We start from the raw sequence: 19715 nt of genomic DNA, 5'->3' as shown, positions 1-19715 counted from the left end.
GAGTTTACCGATACAACCTTGCGGCCAGAGAACGGTAGTCCAGGAGGCGGGAGGCGATGGCGTGGGAATTTTCTGCCATAGATTGCAGTTCATGCGGTTGCTCAGCGGCTTCCTGGAAGGCCTGATCTAGCTTGCAGTTTGTTCCGATCAACCAACCGTTGGCATTGATGTATGGTTGGTGACTTGAGACATCAGCGATCATCACCGCGCATCGGCAGCAAAGGCTCATCTGCATGGTGACTGATTGAGTTCCCGGTTGGACGTACACGTCAGCAGCACAAAGCAGGTCTCTTAACTCCTCTGGCGACTTCCATCCATCGAAAGTTATGCGCGGATCGCCTTTGATTAATTGCTCAGCTTCCGATGCAATGTCATCGTGAATATGACCGACCGCGATGAAGCGAAAATGAGGGTTCTTGATCCTGGAGAAGGCCCGCAGCGATTCAAGAAATTTCTTGCTGCTATCCATCTTTCCAGACTGAACAAAGAGGATGTGATCGGCCTCCAGTTGGTGAAGACTTCGAGTCGCCTTACGACGAGCAAGGTACTCGGCATCCTTCAGAACCTTTCCGCCAAGGGGAAAAAACTCCAATTGGTTCGATGGAATTCCATAGAAGTTCTCGAGAAATTCCATGGCTGATACGTTGACGCACAGAATCCGATCAATCCACTTCAGATTATGCCGCAAGATGGTGCGGTAATACAGAAAATGAAGCACCCACTTTGAAATCCATGTGCGTGCGCTATTATTGAAATCCTCATGACTGTCGACATACAGTTTGATGCTTGGATTTTGCCTCTTGTAATTAGCAACCGTGTTCAGCTCCCAGCCGCAAGTCCCATGAAAGAGAATGACCTCTGGCTGGAATGCCTCAAGCTGTTCCTTGAACCCAGGGTGAATGCGCAGTTTGCGCATGATGAAATGAGGAAGTAAACGAAGGTATGGCAATCTAACGACTTCCGCTCCATCGCTTCCGATATATTTGGAAGGACGCACATAAACTAATTCGCGATTTTCACCAAAGGTTTCTGTCGAAGCCACTATCTTGACGTTGTGTCCATCTATCACATTTTGGTGGACGATCTCATTTTCTTGATATGAAAATCGGTCAATATAATAATTGGAAAGACAGACATGCAATATATTCATCGGCGTATTTGGGCGAGTATTCTTCAAATGCAGTTCGTGAAACTGATGGAGCTCACGAGCGCAATCGGGCCCTGATCAATAATTGTCTGTAATGAGAGGAATACGGAACTCCTAAAACTACGGGCCGACCAAGTAACTTCTTGACAATGGATTTGAAAGATGACAAAAATCCGTCAATGCGTTGCTTTTTGATTTGAATAACATCAAATCCCGCCTCGATCAAGTACCGTCTCAATTGAGACTCCCCTGCAAATACAAGATGGTCGGGCAATCCAAGTTCGTTCGGGAATTCTCTGCGAAGGGAAAGATCTGCCAGATTTCCGGTCTCGAGAAAAATCTCGCCCCCAGGCTTGAGGTTCTTAATCACGATCTGAAGAAACGAATGAAAATTCGGAATGTGACTGAATATGTCGACCATCGATATGACATCTGCCTTGAATATATTTGGTTCAAGATACGAATTCTGAACTTCAAGACCTTGTTTGCGGGCCATTTCTGCTTTGTATTGCATTGGCTCCACACCCACAATTGAGCTACCAAGTGGGGCCAATCCCCGCACCGCTTCTAGTGTTTCGCCATAACCAGCGCCCACATCCACCCAACAAATTGCTTTCCCAGATTGCCACAAATCTGAAAACATACCTTTCAGCTCGGTTTGGTAACGGTGAATTTTCCTAGGTATGCGTCTACTTCGGACGTCGAGCTTTCTTCCTTCGATTGAATGCGCTCCCTCCCTGACAGCAGCATCTATGTAGCTTGGTTTCAATATTGGATTAACGTACAGCAGACGACACTGCATGCATCGAACCACAGTGAAGCCAAGCTCATTGCTCCAGGGCGTGTTAGCACTCGTACCACAGCAGGGGCAATTAATCGCCTCACGATTTGAGAAAATAACTTCTGTGTTCATGATTTCGGTAGAGTTCGAGTATGAGATAAGAAGTTGTCAGCCCCAACTTTTCTTCTAGTGAAAAAAACGAAGCATATGATCCAAAATAACCCTCCGAAGGAGGTTAGTGCAGTAAAGAGAGACCCGTTTGTCAAGTTTAGACTTAGAGGTACTAGTAAAGGAACAAGCAAGATCGGATCGAAGCCGCTGGATACGTAATCCAAGATGGATAGAAATAGTGAAAATACCAAGAAAGCAATTAATATGCCTATCGCGCCAAAGCTTGCAATTCCATCAGAGGCGATAAAGCTGGCATTTACATTGAATGTAGGCACGCCCAAGTGCAGCTCTCCAACAATAAGTCCTAGAGAAGGCCACCTCTCATCCCCAAGGTATTGAGGAGGGGTTTGAATCAACAAATTAAACCCCTTAAGTTGACTCCATAGAGTATTTCCGTCGATGGAGAATTGATCCCAGTAGTGAACAACAAAAATTCCTGGCATAAGTAGCGTTCGGCTTCCAAGATACCACGATATAAATTCGGCCACAGTTGAATGTTGATAGAAGGTAACAGCGATGGTTAACAAAAACGAAAACGATGCTGTGATGGATATAGCGGAAACAGTATGCTTTGAGAGTCGTCGCATCAGTACAAACATAGCACTGATAAACAATGGATACATTATCACCGCTTTTTCTGCAGTAATCGCATAAAGAATCAACGCACCCACAATTCCAACAAGAATAAACAGAGGACGGCGTTGATAAAGACCGAATGCCAAGAGTGCAGGAGAAAGCACATAACCAAAATAGGTTTGTGCATAACCTTGAATGAGTCCTTCCGCTTTCCCGGCTTCTCGCTGAGCGTATATGTTGTCAAGTCCTTCAAACTGCATGACTCCAGCGAAACTTTTAATTAGAAAGATTGCGCAAAGAAGCCAAACAATGGTCAGGGTCACAGGAAACCATGAAGGAAATGCCCGATTCAAACTGACTGAAAGGCTTCGTTTTTGTATTATGCAAGATAGGAAGAAGCCAAGTGTCAAGGAAGGAAGCAGGCTACTTCGATCGACTCCGTACATGTTCTCCAAACTGGTGATTGCAACCAGTGCAGGAATACCAACGAAGTGGTAAATTGTAATCAGGAACAACGATGACGCATTCTTAATTCGTTTTGGAAGGACCGAAGTCCAGAGCAGGATGGAAAGACTCGCTGCGAACCATTTCCAGAGGTCGAAATCAGAACTGGTGAACCCATATTCCGACCACCAGACACTGGCGTATGCCGATAAGCAATAGTTTAATGATAGTGCATACAGCAAGCTCCATCCAAAAAGAACGATCCTTGACTCGAAAGGCTTCCATCTCTTACCCTGAGCGTTGGTCCCACTTTGGTGTGTTTGCATGGATTGGAAACTTATTGTTTGAGTCAGAATGTTTCTTTGTTTGGTGTCACATCTAGAGAATGTGGAATTTCATCTCTGACAGATTGCAAAATAAACCAGAGATACACTATATAAAAAATCATGCCCGAGACGGCATAAGCTTCCGCCATAGGGGCGTTGGGTAAGATTGAAGCGAACCATACGGCCATTATTCTGAAGGCTAATCCTGAGACTTGGAGGAGAAAGACTGATTGTTGCCTTCCCGTGATGTACATAGCCATAGAAATAGGTGATGCGAGAAACTGCATCACAAACCAAGGCGTCATCCAGGCCACCAGCACGCCGGCCCTCTCCCACTCCTCGCCAAACACTAGACCAAAAAGGAATGGCGCGAGTGCGCCCATCAGAAGCAATGGACCGACGCCCGCCTTGATGAGTCCGCCCAGGACTTGTTTTGTGAAGCTGGCAAGTTGCCCGTCGCGATAGGCTTGCGGCGCCCGTGAAAGATACACCTGCCCGATGGCTGTACCAAACAGGGACATGGGCGCTTGGATGACGGACATGGCCAGCAGCAAGTAGCCAGCCTCGGGCCCTGCTGCAAGGGCCGCAATCATGATCACGGGCACCTGTATGGCAGCGCTGTTGCACAGTGCTTCCCAGGTGGAGTATTTGGGAAAGCGGTCGTGGTCTTTCCAGGCCTGCTTAAGCCGGGCCACGTTCATACCTTCTCCGTTGCGTCGCGTTCGCTGTTGCCGCACCAGTTGGAAGCCCAGACCGATACAGGCAGAGCCTGTGTTCAGCAGGTAGCCGACCAACAGGCCGATGGGGGCGCTTGCCAGCCCAGACATGCCAATCTGCGTGCCCGCACTGGCGCCAGATTGCACCACCCTGCTCCTAGCAATCAGGCTGAACTGCTTCTCGCGCACGAACCAGTTTTGCAAGGCGCTGTAGGTGCCCGCCAGCAGCACCCCGATGGGAATCATCCAGAGGTAGGGCTCGATGTCCGAGCGCCCGATGGTGGACGCGAACCACTCGGGAGCGAACAGCACAATGGCGCCACACATCGTGGCCACACCCGCAGTGCAGGCCAATGCTAGCACCAGCAGATCGAAGGCTTGATGGTCGGATGCTGGTAGAGCAATTGCCACGTCCAGACGCAGGCAGGCAGCCACGGAAATAACCGCCAACACGCTGGCGAAAACGGCGAGAACGCTGAAGTCGGTCGGGCTGTACAGCCGGGTAAGAATCGGCAACGCCAGCGCCGTGATAGCGTGCGCGAAGGCGGTACCTCCCACAAGCACCGCCACAGAGCGCATCAAGCCTCCCCGCGTGGTTAGGCGTTCAAGCCATGGTGGACGCTTCACGTGAGCACAGTCTTCAACCCGGAGCGCGGCAAAGAGCCTCGACGACGGCCTGCTGATCTTGTTCGGTCAGTGTGGGGCTCATGGGTAGGCTCAGCACTAGAGTGGCCAGCCGGTCGCCCACAGGCAGCCGAGCATTCGCATCGGCCACCGCGGGTTGCTGGTTGAGTGGCAAGGGGTAGTGCACCGTCGTGGGGACGTTCCGTTGCTTCATCAACGCTTGCCGCGCATCCCTGCCTTGAACCTGAACGGTGTACTGCGCCCAGGCGCTCTGGTTGTGCTCGTCAACTGTCGGCGTGGTGACCGCGTCAAACGGTGCCAGCAGGCGGCCATATCGTTTGGCCACGATCTGGCGCAAGCGGATCTCTTCGTCCAGCACCGCCAGCTTGGGCAGCAACACTGCGGCCTGCAAGGTGTCCAGCCGACTGTTCACACCTACGCGGATGTGGTGGTAACGGCGGTCCTGGCCATGGCGGGCGATCTGTCGCATCACGCGGGCCAGTTCGTCATCGTTGGTGAACAAGGCACCACCATCGCCGTAACACCCCAGCGGTTTGCTGGGGAAAAAGCTGGCGCAGGCGATGGTGGTGAGGTTGCAGCTCTTGCGACCCTTGTAAGTGGCGCCAAAGCTTTGCGCAGCGTCTTCAATCACCGGGATGCCGTGCGTCGCGGCTATGGCGTTGATCGCGTCGAAGTCCGCGCACTGACCGTAAAGGCTCACCGGAATGATGGCCTTGGTGCGGGGCGTGATGGCAGCTTCGAGCAATGCGGGGTCCAGGTTGCAGGTGTAGGGGTCGACGTCCACATACACCGGCGTGGCCCTTAACAGAGCTACGGTCTCGGCGGTGGCAATGTAGGTGAAGCCGGGCGTGATCACTTCGTCGCCCGACCCGATGCCCAGCGCCATCTGCGCAATTTGCAGCGCATCTGTTCCGTTGGCCACGGTTATGCAGTGCTTCGACCCGGTGTAGGCGGCTAGTTTCTCCTCCAGCTCGGCCACTTCAGGTCCCAGGATGTATTGCCCATGGTCCAGCACGCGCTGGATACCTGCATCAATTTCCGTCTTGAGGTGCTGGTACTGGGTCTTCAGGTCGATGAATTCCATAGGCGGCTTCGAAGAGAAAATCAAGAGGCCAACTGGCAGACGCCGTCCACCAGCAGGTAGCGCTGGCCGGTGTGCGGGCAGCTGGCACTGGCGTTGCCGCTCAATGGGAGGTCCAGTTGCTCGCCATACTGGCTGCACCAGCCCAGTTGGCGAGCGGGCACGCCAACCACCAACGCGTAAGCGGGCACGTCCTTGTTGACGACGGCTCCGGCACCAACGAGGGCGAACTCGCCGATGGTGACGCCGCAGACGATGGTGCAGTTCGCGCCTAAGGTGGCCCCACGCCGGACAAGTGTGTCGCGGTACTCGCTCTTGCGTTCGATCAAGGCGCGCGGGTTGTACACGTTAGTGAACACCATGCTAGGCCCGCAGAACACCCCTTCTTCGAGTGTCACGTTGTCGTAGACGCTCACATTGTTCTGAACCTTGCAACGGTCACCAATGGAGACCTTGTTGCCCACGAACACGTTCTGGCCCAATGACACCCCAGCCCCAATGCGGGCACCAGCGCACACATGCACGAAGTGCCAGACGCGAGAACCCTCACCAATGACTGCGCCTTCGTCGACGATTGCGCTTGGGTGGGCGGTGAAGCTCATCTCTGGAGCAGCGCAACGTGGGGATGAGCATCTGGCCCGGCGGGTGCAACAGCCGCGTTTCGGATCACGTTGACGGTTTCGATGCAGTGCCGTGCATCGTTCAGGCCGTAGCCTCTTCCCGCCAGAATCTCGCGGTAGCTGGTGGTGTGAAGATCGGTGAAGCCCTCCGAGAACTCCAACTGCTCGCCACTGATGTCGATGTTGCGGTACGTGGTCTTTTTGCCTTTGACGTCATCAGGCAGGTCATTGGCGTCGATCGACAAGAACCAGCGCACGCGAGCGCGTTCGTACTCCAGGTAACCTGCCGCTTTGGCCTCGCCGCTGTGGTGCACCACGTTGCGTTGCAGCTTGCCGAAGATGAAGTGCAGCATGTCGAAGAAGTGCACGCCGATGTTGGTCGCCACGCCGAACGCCTTTCGTGGGTCACCCTTCCAGCTTTCGGCGTACCACTTTCCGCGCGAGGTGATGTAGGTGAGTTCCACGTCGAACTTGGTGTCCGCTGGAGCAGCTGACACCTTGTCCCGAAGCTTGAGGATCGCGTCGTGGTGGCGCAACTGCAAGATGTTGAACACCTTGCGCCCTGTCTCGCGCTCCACCAGCTCCAGTTCGTCAATCAGCTCTGGCGTGGGTACCAAGGGCTTTTCGCAGATCACGTCACAGCCCAGCCGCAGGCCGGCTGCGATGTGGGCATGGTGCAGGTAGTTGGGGGAGCAGATGGCCACGTAGTCCAGTGCGGTCTGCGGTTGGCGCTTGAGCTGGTGTGCAAATTCCAGGAAACGCTCGAACTCAGTGAAGAACTCGCTTTGGGGCGAGATGCTGTCGATGATTCCGACGGAGTCGTTGTTGTCGTAAGCCACGGCCAGGTGGTGGCCCGTGTCCTTGATGGCGCGCATGTGGCGTGGAGCGATGTAGCCGGCGGCACCGATGAGGGCAAAGTTCTTCATGGGATGGATCAGAAACGGAAAACGTCGAACCCTTGGGCTGCAAGGGCGTGGCGGTCATAGAGGCTTTTGAGATCGCCGATGACGGGCAGATCGTGCCGCGTGCAGATCGACCGCAAGGTTTCAGGTGCAAGTTCGCGGAACTGTTTGTGGCCCACCGCCACGATCAGGCTGTCCACCGGGTGTTTGCTGTCAAGAAGTTCGAGCTGGATGCCGTATTCCCGCTCGACTTCTGCCGGGTCTGCCCACGGATCGGCCACAACCACATTCACGTTCCAGCCTTGCAACTCGCGCACGAGGTCCACCACCTTGCTGTTGCGTATGTCCGGACAGTTTTCCTTGAAGGTGATGCCCATCACGCCCACCTTGCTGCGGGCCACGTCAATGCCGTTGCGCAGCATGCGCCGGATGATGCTGCGCGCAGCGTAGCGCGCCATGTTGTCATTGATGCGGCGGCCGGCCAGGATCACCTGCGGGTGGTAGCCCAGCTCTTCGGCTTTGTGCGTAAGGTAGTAAGGGTCCACGCCGATGCAATGGCCGCCGACCATGCCGGGCCGGAAAGGCAGGAAGTTCCACTTGCTGCCTGCAGCTTCCAGCACTTCCAGCGTGTCGATGCCGATACGATCGAAGATGACCGAGAGCTCGTTGACGAACGCAATATTGAGGTCTCGCTGACTGTTCTCGATCACTTTGGCGGCTTCAGCCACCTTCAGGCTGCTCGCTCTCCAGGTGCCTGCCTTGATGATCTGTTGGTACAGGGCATCCACCCCATCAGCCACCTCGGGGGTGCTGCCGCTGACGATCTTGCGGATGGTGGTGAGCGTGTTGACCTTGTCGCCCGGGTTGATGCGCTCGGGGCTGTAGCCGCAGAAGAAGTCCTGGTTGAACACCAGACCGCTGACTTGTTCAAGCACCGGCACGCACACTTCCTCGGTGGCACCCGGGTAGACGGTGGATTCGTAAATCACCACATCCCCAGCCTTGAGGGCGCCCCCCACCGTCTCGCTTGCCTTGATGAGCGGCGTCATGTCAGGTCGGTTCGCTTTGTCCACCGGCGTTGGCACGGTGACGATGAACACCTGGGCACCCTGCAGGTCGTCAACTTCGCAACTGAAGCTGAGGTGTTTGGCCAGTGCCAGTTCTTGCGGGCTGCATTCCAGGGTGTGGTCCCGGCCCTGCCGAAGTTCGTCCACACGGTGTACATCGATGTCGAAGCCCAGCACCTGACGGTGCTTGCCAAACTCGACCGCCAGAGGCAGGCCCACGTAGCCCAGCCCGATGATGGCGATGGTTTTCTGGTTCAGGTTCATGTACGAGAGGATAAAAAACTCAGAGATCGGCTTCGCGAAACGGCATGCCCAATTGATCCTTGGCCGACAACAGTGGTACGAAGTCTTCGGGCCAGTGCACCTTGATGGTGGGATCATTCCAGGCGATGCAGCGCTCGTGTTGCGGTGCGTAGTAGTCCGTGGTCTTGTACAGAAAGTCGGCAGACGTGCTCAGCACCAAAAAGCCGTGGGCAAAGCCTGGAGGTATCCAAAGTTGCTTGTGATTCTCCTCAGAGAGTTCCATCCCCACCCACTGGCCAAAGGTTGGTGATCCCTGGCGAATATCCACCGCCACATCAAACACGCTTCCGCGCACCACCCGAACCAGCTTTCCCTGCGCATGCGGCGGCACTTGGTAGTGCAGCCCCCGCAACACCCCCTGGGCGCTGCGGCTGTGGTTGTCCTGCACGAAGTTCACATCCAGACCAGTCGCCTCATTGAAGGCCGTCTGGTTGAAGCTCTCGAAGAAAAATCCGCGTTCGTCGCCAAACACCTTGGGTTCGATGATCAGCACATTGGGGATGGTGGTGGGTGTGACTTTCATCGGAGCACCGGGTCCTTGAGGAGACGCACGAGATACTGGCCGTAGCCGTTCTTGAGCATGGGTTGCGCGAGGACCTCCAGTTGGGCGCTGTCGATCCAGCCGTGCCGCCATGAAATTTCTTCAGGGCAGGCGATCTTCAGGCCTTGGCGGTGCTCCAGTGTGGCGATGAACTGGCTGGCTTCGAGCAGGCTGTCGTGAGTGCCGGTGTCCAGCCACGCGTAACCTCGCTCCAAGATCTGCACGTTGAGCTGGCCAATGTCCAAATAGCTTTGGTTCACAGCGGTGATTTCCAGCTCGCCGCGCGCGCTGGGCTTCACCGCTTTCGCAATGTCCACCACCTGCTGGTCGTAGAAGTACAGGCCGGTGACGGCGTAGTTGCTCTGGGGCTTGGCAGGCTTTTCTTCGATGCTGCGGGCCTTGCCTTGCGCGTCGAAGGCCACCACGCCGTAGCGCTCGGGGTCGTTCACGTGGTAGGCGAACACGGTGGCGCCGCTCGCCTTTGTGTCGGCGTCGGCCAGCAGCGTGGTGAAGTCGTGGCCGTAGTAGATGTTGTCGCCGAGCACCAGGGCGCTGGGGCTGTTGCCCACAAAGTTGGCGCCGATGATGAAGGCCTGTGCCAGACCGTCGGGGCTGGGTTGCACCGCGTACTGCAGGTTCATGCCCCACGCACTGCCGTCGCCCAGCAATTGCTGGAAGCGTGGCGTGTCCTGCGGCGTGCTGATGATGAGCACGTCGCGGATACCAGCAAGCATCAGGGTTGTCAGTGGGTAGTAAATCATCGGCTTGTCATACACCGGCAGCAGCTGTTTGCTGATCGCCAGTGTGGCCGGGTGCAGGCGGGTACCGGAGCCGCCGGCCAGGATGATGCCTTTGCGTTGTGTCATGCGTTTTGTCTCAAAGAATTTCGGCGAGCATACGCCGCACGCCGTGCTGCCAGTCGGGCAGCGTGAGGCCAAAATTGTCGCGCAGGCGGGTCGTGTCCAGGCGCGAATTCAGGGGTCGGCGTGCCGGTGTGGGGAAGGCGCTGGTGGGCACTGGCGCCACTTCCCGGGCCTTGATCGCGAGGTCTGGCTTGAGGGCGCGAGCCGCCTCAAGCACGAAGCGGGCGTAGCCGTTCCAGGTGGTTTCGCCTGCTGCCGCAAGGTGGTAGGTGCCGCAGTGCGCTTCCTCGCGCAGGGTTTGGTGAATGGCGTGGGCCGTCACGTCGGCGATCAATTCGGCGCCGGTCGGCGCGCCGAACTGGTCGTCAATCACGGTGAGGCTGTCGCGTTCCTGCGCCAGCCGCAGCATGGTCTTGGCGAAGTTGCCGCCACGCGCGGCGTAGACCCAGCTGGTGCGAAAGATCAGGTGGCGCGCATCGGCCGCAGCGATCAGCTGCTCGCCTTCCAGTTTGGTCTGCCCGTACACGCTTAAAGGACCGGTGACTGCATCTTCGCTCCATGGCGCGGTGCCGCTGCCGTCAAACACGTAGTCGGTGGAGTAGTGCACCAGCAGGGCACCCACTTCGCTGGCGGCTTGTGCCAGCGCGCCCGGCGCCAGTGCATTGGCGGCGCGCGCTTGCTCAGGCTCGCTCTCGGCCTTGTCCACGGCGGTGTGGGCCGCCGCGTTCACGATCACGTCGGGGCGCAGTCGCAGCACGGTTTCGCGCAAACCCTCCAGATTGTTGAGATCACCGCAGCCACCGTCACTCCCTGTGCTGCGCCGGTCCAACGCGACCAGTTCACCCAGCGGCGCCAAACTTCGCTGGAGCTCCCAACCGAGCTGCCCATTTCGCCCCAAGAGCAGGATGAGACTCATCGACCAAGTCCGTACGTGCGCTTCAAGGCATCCAGACGGTGCCGCTGCGGCTCCAACGTGTTGGCAGTTATCCAGAAATGCCTCACGAGAACGAACACCAGTAAGAGGAATCCTATCCCGACCGCGCTAAGAATTGCGGTCAGGCCCTTCCTTGGTGCCGCAGGTCTTTTGGGCAAGGTCGGGGACTGCAGCAAGTCCTCAGTGGTCAAACCCTCGATCTTTTTTTCTACCTTAAGCAACGTTTCCTGCATTCGGATCCCACCTTCAGAAAGGCTGGATATGGATTCAGCCAAAAGACCGTTGTCGCCCGCGGGGGAGGATTCGTCCAAAAGCTTTTGCGCCTTCTTGCTTGTTGTCAAGAGTTCGCTGATTTGCTGCTCCAGTGCGGTCTTTTGAGTTTCCAATCGCTTCAACTCGGCACCTTTCGGTCTGAGACCGGCGAAGGTATTTTTGAGTATTTCGTTGGCGATACTTTGGGCCACTCCCGGTGAGTCTGCGATCACATGGAGGGTCACAAGTTTGTCGTTGCGACCTACTTGGGTTGTGATGCGCTGGGTCAAGTCAATGCGGGCTTCCTCCGCTTCTTCCTCAGACAGATCCTTCAAAAAGCCAAGATTGGCCAGTGACGCGTCAAGAACCGCGGCGGTGGTCATGTAGGAGGCGACTTCTGCTTCCGATCGCAATACTGCGGTACTCTGAAACTTCTGCGGTAGAAGGAATGTCAGACCGTACACCAGCGCTCCTGCAATCAAAGGTCCCAGCAACAGGAGCTTGATGTTCTCAGCCAAGGTCAGTACAACATCGAAAAGATCGATGGAGTCTTCGAATTCGTCTGCGCGTGCGGGGCTGTGTTGGTCCATGGATATGAAGTTTTTCTCTATACGGCGAATGCCTAGGGGCCCGCACAGTGCGGTAGCGGCAACGTGGTTCAGGCGGTGATCGCGGCCTCGTACTGCGCCTGCACCCACTGCCGATAAGAACCGCTCTGCACGTTCGCCACCCACTCGGGGTGGTCCAGGTACCACTGCACGGTCTTGCGGATGCCGCTCTCGAAGGTCTCAGCAGGCTTCCAGCCCAGTTCGCGTTCGATCTTGCGCGCGTCGATGGCGTAGCGACGGTCGTGGCCGGGGCGGTCTTTCACATAGCTGATCTGGCTGGCGTAGGGCTGGCCGTCGGTGCGCGGGCGCAGCTCGTCGAGCAGGGCGCAGACGGTGCGCACGATGTCCAGGTTGGGCTTTTCGTTCCAGCCGCCGACGTTGTAGGTCTCGCCCACCAGCCCGCCTTCCAGCACGCGGCGGATCGCGCTGCAGTGGTCTTTCACATAGAGCCAGTCGCGCACCTGCATGCCGTCGCCGTACACCGGCAGGGGCTTGCCGGCGAGTGCGTTGACGATCATCAGCGGGATGAGTTTCTCAGGGAAATGGAACGGGCCGTAGTTGTTGCTGCAGTTGGTGGTGAGCACCGGCAGGCCGTGGGTGTGGTGCCAGGCGCGCACCAAGTGGTCGCTGGCTGCCTTGCTGGCCGAGTAAGGGCTGTTGGGCTCGAAGCCGTGCGTTTCGGTGAAGGCCGGCGCGTCGGGCGCCAGGCTGCCGTAGACCTCGTCGGTACTCACGTGCAGCATGCGGAAGGCAGATTTTTCTTCAGCCGGCAGAGCCGACCAGTGCGCGCGCACCGCTTCGAGCAGGCGGAAGGTGCCGACGATGTTGGTCTGGATGAAGTCTTCGGCGCCGTGAATGGAGCGGTCAACGTGGCTCTCGGCGGCGAAGTTGATCACCGCGCGGGGCCGGTGCTCGGCCAGCAGCCGGGCCACCAGGGCGCCATCGCCGATGTCGCCCTGTACGAACACATGGCGCACGTCGCCCTGCAGGCTGGCCAAGTTTTCCATGTTACCAGCGTAGGTGAGCTTGTCGAGATTGACAACGGGCTCGGCCATCTGGGCCAGCCAGTCGAGCACGAAATTGCCGCCAATGAAGCCGGCGCCGCCAGTGACCAGAATCATGAAACTTCCCTATAGGTGGCTATCTTGGGGCAGCCCGGAGGCCGCCGTGAACCACGCATTATCTTCACCAAACCGCCACTTTCGGCGGAATCCCGTTCCGGATCAGTGTCCGTGTGAAACCGTCTCGCCGGATTTGAGGCGGTACACCGTTCCGCAATAAGGACATTTTGCCTCGCCGGTGTGACTCACATCCAGATACACCCTGGGGTGGCTGTTCCAGAGCTTCATGTCGGCCAGCTTGTTCGGGCAGAACACGCCGCCCTGGGCATTGAGGTCGGTGGCCTTGAGTTCGACGGCCGAGATGATCTTGGGGGAGCTCATGGGGTCAGACCTTGGTGAGCCAGTGGGCGTACTTGGGGTTGCGGCCGTTGACGATGTCGAAGAACGCGCTCTGGATCTTTTCGGTGATCGGGCCGCGGCTGCCCACGTAGTCGCCTTTGCCCAGTTCGATGCGGTCGAGTTCGCGGATGGGGGTCACCTCAGCGGCGGTGCCGGTGAAGAAAGCCTCGTCGGCGATGTAGACCTCGTCGCGGGTGATGCGCTTCTGGATGATCTCCAGGCCCAGGTCCTTGGCGATGTGGAACACCGTGTTGCGTGTGATGCCGTTGAGCGCGCCGGCCGAGAGGTCGGGCGTGTAGATCACGCCGTTCTTGACGACGAAGATGTTCTCGCCGGCGCCTTCGCTCACGAAGCCGGAGGCGTCAAGCAGCAGCGCTTCGTCGTAGCCCTCGTCGGTGACTTCCATGTTGGCCAGGATGCTGTTGGTGTAGTTGCTCACCGCCTTGGCCTGCGTCATGGTGATGTTGACGTGGTGGCGGGTGTAGCTGCTGGTCTTCACGCGGATGCCGCGCTTCAGGCCTTCTTCGCCCAGGTACGCGCCCCAGGCCCACGCCGCCACCATCAGGTGGATGGTGTTGCCCTTGGGGGACACGCCCAGCTTCTTGTCCCCGATCCAGGTCAGCGGGCGGATGTAGCAGCTCTCCAGCTTGTTCTCGCGCACCACGGCTTTTTGCGCTTCCATGGCTTCTTCCATGGTGAAGGGCAGCTTCATGCGCAGGATCTTGGCGCTGTTGAACAGACGCTCGGTGTGCTCTTCCAGGCGGAAGATCGCCGTGCCGCCGACCGCGTTGTAAGCCCGCACCCCCTCGAAAGCGCCACAGCCGTAGTGCAGCGTGTGGGTCAGCACATGGATCTTGGCGTCGCGCCAGTCCACCATCTGGCCGTCCATCCAGATCTTGCCGTCGCGGTCGGACATCGAGGGAACGATGGGGTTCATGGGGTCCTTTGGGTTGTTCGTGAGGGGCGCCCAACCGACAGGAATGGCCGCCAAACCGGCGATTTTACGGCGCCGGGCTGGTCGGGTTGGGTGCCGGGGGTGACGCCTCGGGGTCGGGCCGTGTCAGTTGCCAGCGCACCAGCTTGCCGTTGTTGAACTCGGCTTGCACCGTCGACAGGCCGGCGTCGGTCCAGCGGTACACCTCGGGCTCGGCGCCTTCATCCGAGATGCGCTCACCCAGCGCGCGCGTCATGGCGATGACGTGCATCAGCGTGACGCCGGGTTTGAGCTTGGCGTTGAGCATCACCGCGCTGTCCACGTGGCCGATCGGGCGGTGGGCGGCGCGCTTGAGCACCGTCATGAGGCGGGTGACGTGCAGCAGCAGCCACATGAGCAGGCCACCGCCGACGGCGGCCACGCCGGGCCAGCCGGAGGCGCGGTGCGCCACCACCAACAGGGCCGCACAGCCCAGGGGAACGAGGAATTTCTTGAATTGCATGGGGCGATTGTCCTTCGACGCGGCGGGCGCGCCGCTGCGGTTTGTACGCAGGCCGCGCGGGTTCAGGCGAGGCTGCGGGCCAGCTCCATGGCCTCTTCGATGCGGTCCACGCCGTGCACCGTGAGGCCCTCAAACGCCTTGTCGTTTTTCTTCGGCAAGTTGGCCTTGGGCACCACCGCCACACTGAAGCCCAGCTTGGCCGCTTCCTTCAGTCGCTCCTGGCCGCGCGGGGCCGGGCGGACTTCGCCGGCCAGGCCGACTTCTCCAAAGGCGATGAAGCCCTTGGGCAGCGGCCGGCCGCGCAGGCTGGAGGTGATGGCCAGCATCACCGCCAGATCGGCCGCCGGTTCGCTGATGCGCACGCCGCCCACGGCGTTGACGAACACGTCCTGGTCCATGCAGGCCACGCCGGCGTGGCGGTGCAGCACCGCGAGCAGCATGGCGAGGCGGTCGCGGTCCAGGCCCACGCTCAAACGCCGGGGAGAAGGCCCGCCGCTGTCCACCAGCGCCTGGATTTCCACCAACATGGGCCGCGTGCCTTCCAGCGTCACCATCACGCAACTGCCCGGCACAGGCTCGCTGTGTTGCGAGAGAAAAATCGCGCTCGGGTTGCTCACACCCTTCAGGCCTTTCTCGGTCATGGCGAACACGCCGATCTCGTTGACCGCGCCAAAGCGGTTCTTGATCGCGCGGATCAGGCGGAAGCTGCTGTGCGTGTCGCCTTCAAAGTACAGCACCGTGTCCACCATGTGCTCCAGCACGCGCGGCCCGGCCAGCGCGCCTTCTTTGGTCACGTGGCCGACCAGCACGATCGCCGTGCCGCTGGCCTTGGCCGCGCGTGTCAGGTGCGCCGCGCACTCGCGCACCTGCGCCACCGAACCGGGCGCCGAGGTGAGCTGTTCGGAGTACACGGTCTGGATCGAATCGATCACGGCGATGCCTGGCCTCACATGGTCCAGCGTGGCCAGGATTTTCTCCAACTGGATTTCGGCCAGCACGCTCACCTGCGAGCCATCGAGCCCGAGTCGGCGCGAGCGCAGCGCCACCTGCGCGCCGCTCTCTTCGCCCGTCACGTAGAGCGTCTTCAGGCCTGCGCGCTGCAGCGAGTCCAGCGCCTGCAGCAGCAGGGTCGACTTGCCGATGCCGGGGTCGCCACCGATCAGCACCACACCGCCTTCCACGATGCCGCCACCCAGCACGCGGTCGAGTTCGTCTTGGCCCGTGGGCGTGCGTTGCACGTCGGTGGCGTCGATGTCGGCCAGGGTGGTGACCTCGGCGGTCTTCGCGAGCGAGGCAAAGCGGTTTTTCGACGGCGCGGTGGATTCGGCCACCGATTCCACCAACGTGTTCCAGGCGTTGCAGTGCGGGCATTTGCCCAGCCACTTGGGGCTGGAGCCGCCGCATTCGTTGCAGGTGTATTGGGTTTTGTCTTTGGCCATGGTGCAGGGCAATATAGTCGAGAGTCCATGACCAAGACCCCCGTTGCAGCCTCCCTGCTCGTGCTGCCGCCCAGCGAACAACCCCTGTCCGCTGCGGCCCGCGCCTACAACCTGCAGCTCACCCGCATCGACAAACTGAAGAGCCAGCTCGCCGAGCTCGACGCCCTGGGCCAGCTGCACCGCCAGGAGCTGCATGGCGCCATCGACCCGCTGCGCCGCCAACTGGCGCGGGGTCAGCGTGAAGTGGCGCTGGCGTTGGAGGGTTTCCTGCAAGGCAAGGAACTCAGCCAAGGCCAATGCGACACGGCCCGCGCCGTGCTATGCCAGCTCGCGCGCACGTTGGCCGAAGCCGGTGGGCCGGGAAGCGAGGGCATGCGCGAACTGCACGACCGCCACAGCCCGCGCACGCTCGCTCAGCTCAAGCGGGAGGCGGCCGATGCGCTGCGTGCGCGCTTGGAGTCGGTGCTGGGCGAACCGCTGGACGACGAAGGCCAGGACCTCAGCGCCGAACAACTGCTGCGCGCCGGCATGGCGCGCCTGCGCCGCTCGCAGGAAGAAGTCCAAGACAAAAAGCGCGAGGCCGCGCAGGCCAAGCGCGAGCGCAAAAAACCCGGTGCTGCGCTGCGTCAGACCGAGCAGCATGACGCCGACACGCTGCTGCGCCGTCTGTTCCGCCAGCTGGCCAGCGCCCTGCACCCCGACCGCGAAACCGACCCGCAGGCCCGCCTGCGCAAGACGGCGCTGATGAGCGAGGCCAATGCAGCCTATGAAAAGCGAGACCTCGTCACCTTGTTGCAGATCCAGAGCCGCGTCGAACTGGCCGACCCCGCAGCGGTGCACAAACTCTCCGACGAGCGCCTGGCTTCACTCACGCTGCTCCTGAAAGCCCAGGTGGCCGAGCTGGAGCGCGAGCGAGCCGGCCGCCAGAACGCGCTGGCCGACGAGTTCGATCTGCCCGATGGACTCTCACCCAACGCCAACACGCTGCTGCAGAACCGGATCGATCACGCGCGTGCCCTGGAGGCCGAACTCGCCGGCATCGAGCACGACCTGGAGCAGGTGGGCAACGGGGTGCGGGTCAAGCGCTGGCTCAACGCGCAGCGGGAGCAGACGTGAAGGATCGACGCAAAGTGCGCTTTGGGCGGGTGGGCGACTCAGGTAACGACGCTTGTCAGCACCTTCACGATTCGATCTTGTTGTTCCGCTGTTAGGCCTACCCAGAGCGGCAGACGGATCAGTCGAGCCGACTGGGTATCGGTGAACTCCATCGAACCGTGTACCCGCCCGTACCGCAGCCCGGCGGGCGACGAGTGGAGGGGCACGTAGTGGAACACCGATGAAATGTCGTTTTCTTTCAACGCCGTCAACACCGCCTGCCGATCAATCTCCGGAGACAGCAGGACGTAGTACATGTGGGCGTTGTGCTGACAGGTTTCCGGCACCACCGGCCTGCGGAGCCTGCCCTGGGCTTCCAGGGGGCCCAGGGCAGCGTGGTACCGGTTCCAACTCGCCATCCGGTCGTCGGTAATGGACTGGGCCTCTTCCAATTGTGCCCACAGAAACGCTGCGATCAGTTCACCTGGCAGAAACGATGATCCCACCTCCTGCCACGTGTACTTGTCCAACTCGCCGCGAAAGAATCGGGTGCGGTCCGTCCCTTTTTCGCGAATGATCTCCGCCCGCAGCGCTTGTGTCGGATCGTTCACCAGCAGCGCTCCGCCCTCACCAGAGATTACGTTTTTGGTCTCGTGGAAGCTGAAGGCTCCAAAGTCCCCGATGCTCCCGAGCGCACGGCCTTTGTAGGCGGACATCACACCCTGCGCGGCATCCTCCACCACCTTCAATCCGTGCCGGATGGCGATGTCCATCACGGTGTCCATCTCACAGGCGACGCCAGCATAGTGAACGGGAGCGATCGCGCGCGTGCGTGACGTGATGGCAGCCTCGATGAGACGCTCATCGAGATTCAAGGTGTCTTCTCGGATGTCAACGAACACGGGGACGCCGCCGCGCAGCACAAAAGCATTGGCAGTGGACACGAAGGTGAAGGCGGGCATGATCACCTCGTCTCCCGGCTGAATGTCGAGCATCAGCGCGGCCATTTCCAGGGCAGCAGTGCAAGAATGTGTCAGCAATGCCTTGTGGCAACCTGTGCGCCTCTCGATCCACGCGTGACAGCGTTTGGTGAAAGGGCCGTCGCCGGCCAAGCGCCCATTGAAATGGGCCTCGGCGATGTTGTACAGCTCCTTGCCGGTCATGTGGGGCCGGTTGAAGGGGATCATGTTGGTGGTTGTTTTTTTCATGCGGCTGGGATTTTTTGCAGCACCACGAGCCGAGAGCCGCCAACCGGCAGAGAAACACCTGTCTTGATGACCAGGTGTTCCATGCGCATGATGGCGTCCAGCACGCGATCGACGACGGGGTTGAGTTGCAGTGCTTCGCTGCCGCCGGACGTGCCCGAGCGGCGAGCCGCGAGCCTGGAAGCCAGCATCAGAGGCAGAAGCAGGGTGACAAACGACGTGCTTCGGACGATCCGGAAGCCCGCTGCCTGCACCTTCGCATGCAACTCCCTGGCCGAATACCGGCGCCGGTGGCAAGCCTCCTCGTCGACAGGGCTCCACAGCCATTGATGTTGCGGCACCGTGATCAGGCAGCCTCCACCGGGCTTGATGGCGCGGTGGAAGTTCTGCAGCACGAGTTCGTCTTCGAGGATGTGCTCGATCACGTCGAAGGCGGCAACCACATCGAACTCTGTCACATAAGGGAGCTTGCGGGCATCCATCTGGACCAGTTCAACGGTGGGTAGTCGCTGTGTGGCAAAGGCCAGCCCCGCCGTGTATATCTCGCTGCCAGCGATCCTTTTTCCAGGAAACGCCTGTGCAATGCCCGACAACACAAAGCCCGTGCCACAACCCACTTCTAGCAGCGAACGAAACGCCGGGAAGTACTTGCGAAGCGCCCAGATGATGATGGCGTTTCTGGCTCTGAACCAGAAGTTGCCTGCCTCTACCCGCGCCAGGCCTTCAAAGCTTTCCGTGTGGAACCCGTCGTTGTGTTTGGCCAGGTCGGGTGCCCAGGCCAGGAAGCCGTCGACCCGCGTCGGCACGAAGCCGCATTGGGCGCAGCCCTTTTCGGCATGGATGCTCTCGGCACCGCAAGAGGGGCAAACGATCATCCCAGAAACCGCAGTTGGACAGGCCCGAGTGGGCTGTCACGGGCTGCGTTGGCTAGGATGAGCAACGTAGGCAGAGCGCTTCCAGGCGGCTCAATCGGGTCTGTAGCACTGTTGCCCATGAGGCGCGCTTCGTCGTGGCCAAAATGTTCAATGTTCATGGGCATCTAAGTGGAAATCAGCACGGGCAACTGCGGTTTCTAGGATCATGGATTCAGGACAGATAAAGCC

General features: G+C 59.3%; 20 protein-coding genes. 1 reads left to right on the top strand and 19 read right to left on the bottom strand.

Going from position 1 to position 19715, the window contains the following annotated elements:
• Positions 1–4 precede the first annotated feature (4 nt).
• The 17 genes from IV113_RS06920 to radA all read right to left on the bottom strand — a co-directional run bounded on the left by IV113_RS06920 (position 5) and on the right by radA (position 16312).
• Positions 5–1150 (bottom strand): glycosyltransferase family 4 protein, encoded by a 1146-nt coding sequence (locus IV113_RS06920; protein WP_291082115.1) that lies wholly within the window; start codon positions 1148–1150, stop codon positions 5–7.
• 52 nt (positions 1151–1202) lie between these two features.
• Positions 1203–2060 (bottom strand): class I SAM-dependent methyltransferase, encoded by an 858-nt coding sequence (locus IV113_RS06915; protein WP_291082114.1) that lies wholly within the window; start codon positions 2058–2060, stop codon positions 1203–1205.
• Positions 2057–3445: a hypothetical protein gene (locus tag IV113_RS06910; RefSeq protein ID WP_291082112.1), complete on the bottom strand. Its 1389-nt coding sequence runs from the start codon at positions 3443–3445 to the stop codon at positions 2057–2059. The genes IV113_RS06915 and IV113_RS06910 overlap by 4 nt, the downstream gene beginning before the upstream one ends.
• A gap of 23 nt (positions 3446–3468) precedes the next feature.
• On the bottom strand, positions 3469–4740 hold the full coding sequence (locus IV113_RS06905) for an oligosaccharide flippase family protein (protein WP_291082110.1): 1272 nt from the start codon (positions 4738–4740) through the stop codon (positions 3469–3471).
• A gap of 61 nt (positions 4741–4801) precedes the next feature.
• Positions 4802–5890: a DegT/DnrJ/EryC1/StrS family aminotransferase gene (locus IV113_RS06900; RefSeq protein WP_291082108.1), complete on the bottom strand. Its 1089-nt coding sequence runs from the start codon at positions 5888–5890 to the stop codon at positions 4802–4804.
• Between the two features lie 20 nt (positions 5891–5910).
• Positions 5911–6489 (bottom strand): acyltransferase, encoded by a 579-nt coding sequence (locus IV113_RS06895; protein WP_291082106.1) that lies wholly within the window; start codon positions 6487–6489, stop codon positions 5911–5913.
• Positions 6486–7433: a Gfo/Idh/MocA family oxidoreductase gene (locus IV113_RS06890; protein WP_291082104.1), complete on the bottom strand. Its 948-nt coding sequence runs from the start codon at positions 7431–7433 to the stop codon at positions 6486–6488. Before IV113_RS06890 ends, IV113_RS06895 begins: the two co-directional genes overlap by 4 nt.
• An 8-nt stretch (positions 7434–7441) precedes the next feature.
• Complete coding sequence (locus IV113_RS06885; protein WP_291082102.1) at positions 7442–8740, bottom strand: nucleotide sugar dehydrogenase; 1299 nt, start codon at positions 8738–8740, stop codon at positions 7442–7444.
• A 19-nt stretch (positions 8741–8759) separates the two neighbouring features.
• Positions 8760–9302, bottom strand: coding sequence for a dTDP-4-dehydrorhamnose 3,5-epimerase (gene rfbC, locus IV113_RS06880; RefSeq protein ID WP_291082100.1), 543 nt, complete (start codon positions 9300–9302; stop codon positions 8760–8762).
• Positions 9299–10186: a glucose-1-phosphate thymidylyltransferase RfbA gene (rfbA, locus tag IV113_RS06875; RefSeq protein ID WP_291082098.1), complete on the bottom strand. Its 888-nt coding sequence runs from the start codon at positions 10184–10186 to the stop codon at positions 9299–9301. Before rfbA ends, rfbC begins: the two co-directional genes overlap by 4 nt.
• Before the next feature lie 10 nt (positions 10187–10196).
• Entirely contained in the window at positions 10197–11099 is a 903-nt protein-coding gene (gene rfbD, locus IV113_RS06870; RefSeq protein ID WP_291082096.1) for a dTDP-4-dehydrorhamnose reductase, read from the bottom strand.
• Positions 11096–11959, bottom strand: coding sequence for a Wzz/FepE/Etk N-terminal domain-containing protein (locus IV113_RS06865; protein ID WP_291082094.1), 864 nt, complete (start codon positions 11957–11959; stop codon positions 11096–11098). Before IV113_RS06865 ends, rfbD begins: the two co-directional genes overlap by 4 nt.
• Before the next feature lie 68 nt (positions 11960–12027).
• The gene (gene rfbB, locus IV113_RS06860; protein ID WP_291082092.1) at positions 12028–13098 is read right to left on the bottom strand and encodes a dTDP-glucose 4,6-dehydratase; all 1071 of its coding nucleotides are present in this window, start codon (positions 13096–13098) and stop codon (positions 12028–12030) included.
• Positions 13099–13200: 102 nt separating this feature from the next.
• Entirely contained in the window at positions 13201–13419 is a 219-nt protein-coding gene (locus IV113_RS06855; RefSeq protein ID WP_291082090.1) for a zinc-finger domain-containing protein, read from the bottom strand.
• Between the two features lie 4 nt (positions 13420–13423).
• Positions 13424–14374, bottom strand: a complete 951-nt coding sequence (locus IV113_RS06850; RefSeq protein ID WP_291082088.1) for a branched-chain amino acid transaminase — start codon at positions 14372–14374, stop codon at positions 13424–13426.
• 64 nt (positions 14375–14438) lie between these two features.
• Positions 14439–14873 (bottom strand): glycerate kinase, encoded by a 435-nt coding sequence (locus tag IV113_RS06845; RefSeq protein WP_291082086.1) that lies wholly within the window; start codon positions 14871–14873, stop codon positions 14439–14441.
• 62 nt (positions 14874–14935) lie between these two features.
• Complete coding sequence (gene radA / locus IV113_RS06840; protein WP_291082084.1) at positions 14936–16312, bottom strand: DNA repair protein RadA; 1377 nt, start codon at positions 16310–16312, stop codon at positions 14936–14938.
• 27 nt (positions 16313–16339) lie between these two features.
• Between radA and IV113_RS06835 the strand changes: the two genes are divergently transcribed.
• A complete protein-coding gene (locus IV113_RS06835) occupies positions 16340–17428 on the top strand; it encodes a hypothetical protein (RefSeq protein ID WP_291082082.1) in 1089 nt (362 codons plus the stop codon).
• Positions 17429–17466: 38 nt separating this feature from the next.
• Here the strand turns inward: IV113_RS06835 and rffA are convergent, their stop codons facing one another.
• Both rffA and IV113_RS06825 read right to left on the bottom strand, forming a co-directional pair.
• Positions 17467–18615 carry a dTDP-4-amino-4,6-dideoxygalactose transaminase gene (gene rffA / locus IV113_RS06830; protein ID WP_291082080.1) on the bottom strand — a complete coding sequence of 383 codons (1149 nt, stop codon included), beginning with the start codon at positions 18613–18615 and terminating at the stop codon, positions 17467–17469.
• A complete protein-coding gene (locus IV113_RS06825; protein WP_291082078.1) occupies positions 18612–19487 on the bottom strand; it encodes a class I SAM-dependent methyltransferase in 876 nt (291 codons plus the stop codon). Before IV113_RS06825 ends, rffA begins: the two co-directional genes overlap by 4 nt.
• Positions 19488–19715: the final 228 nt, after the last annotated feature.

Source organism: Hydrogenophaga sp. (assembly GCF_018780385.1).
Taxonomy (GTDB): Bacteria; Pseudomonadota; Gammaproteobacteria; order Burkholderiales; family Burkholderiaceae_C; genus Hydrogenophaga.
Note: the sequence above shows the minus strand (reverse complement) of the source record. Positions and strands in the feature narration are given on the sequence as shown.

Excerpts from the sequence above, each read along its gene's own strand:
- IV113_RS06920 (WP_291082115.1), bottom strand. The coding sequence starts at position 1,150 with ATGAATATATTGCATGTCTGTCTTTCCAATTATTATATTGACCGATTT.
- IV113_RS06915 (WP_291082114.1), bottom strand. The coding sequence starts at position 2,060 with ATGAACACAGAAGTTATTTTCTCAAATCGTGAGGCGATTAATTGCCCC.
- IV113_RS06910 (WP_291082112.1), bottom strand. The coding sequence starts at position 3,445 with ATGCAAACACACCAAAGTGGGACCAACGCTCAGGGTAAGAGATGGAAG.
- IV113_RS06905 (WP_291082110.1), bottom strand. The coding sequence starts at position 4,740 with ATGCGCTCTGTGGCGGTGCTTGTGGGAGGTACCGCCTTCGCGCACGCT.
- IV113_RS06900 (WP_291082108.1), bottom strand. The coding sequence starts at position 5,890 with ATGGAATTCATCGACCTGAAGACCCAGTACCAGCACCTCAAGACGGAA.
- IV113_RS06895 (WP_291082106.1), bottom strand. The coding sequence starts at position 6,489 with ATGAGCTTCACCGCCCACCCAAGCGCAATCGTCGACGAAGGCGCAGTC.
- IV113_RS06890 (WP_291082104.1), bottom strand. The coding sequence starts at position 7,433 with ATGAAGAACTTTGCCCTCATCGGTGCCGCCGGCTACATCGCTCCACGC.
- IV113_RS06885 (WP_291082102.1), bottom strand. The coding sequence starts at position 8,740 with ATGAACCTGAACCAGAAAACCATCGCCATCATCGGGCTGGGCTACGTG.
- rfbC (WP_291082100.1), bottom strand. The coding sequence starts at position 9,302 with ATGAAAGTCACACCCACCACCATCCCCAATGTGCTGATCATCGAACCC.
- rfbA (WP_291082098.1), bottom strand. The coding sequence starts at position 10,186 with ATGACACAACGCAAAGGCATCATCCTGGCCGGCGGCTCCGGTACCCGC.
- rfbD (WP_291082096.1), bottom strand. The coding sequence starts at position 11,099 with ATGAGTCTCATCCTGCTCTTGGGGCGAAATGGGCAGCTCGGTTGGGAG.
- IV113_RS06865 (WP_291082094.1), bottom strand. The coding sequence starts at position 11,959 with ATGGACCAACACAGCCCCGCACGCGCAGACGAATTCGAAGACTCCATC.
- rfbB (WP_291082092.1), bottom strand. The coding sequence starts at position 13,098 with ATGATTCTGGTCACTGGCGGCGCCGGCTTCATTGGCGGCAATTTCGTG.
- IV113_RS06855 (WP_291082090.1), bottom strand. The coding sequence starts at position 13,419 with ATGAGCTCCCCCAAGATCATCTCGGCCGTCGAACTCAAGGCCACCGAC.
- IV113_RS06850 (WP_291082088.1), bottom strand. The coding sequence starts at position 14,374 with ATGAACCCCATCGTTCCCTCGATGTCCGACCGCGACGGCAAGATCTGG.
- IV113_RS06845 (WP_291082086.1), bottom strand. The coding sequence starts at position 14,873 with ATGCAATTCAAGAAATTCCTCGTTCCCCTGGGCTGTGCGGCCCTGTTG.
- radA (WP_291082084.1), bottom strand. The coding sequence starts at position 16,312 with ATGGCCAAAGACAAAACCCAATACACCTGCAACGAATGCGGCGGCTCC.
- IV113_RS06835 (WP_291082082.1), top strand. The coding sequence starts at position 16,340 with ATGACCAAGACCCCCGTTGCAGCCTCCCTGCTCGTGCTGCCGCCCAGC.
- rffA (WP_291082080.1), bottom strand. The coding sequence starts at position 18,615 with ATGAAAAAAACAACCACCAACATGATCCCCTTCAACCGGCCCCACATG.
- IV113_RS06825 (WP_291082078.1), bottom strand. The coding sequence starts at position 19,487 with ATGATCGTTTGCCCCTCTTGCGGTGCCGAGAGCATCCATGCCGAAAAG.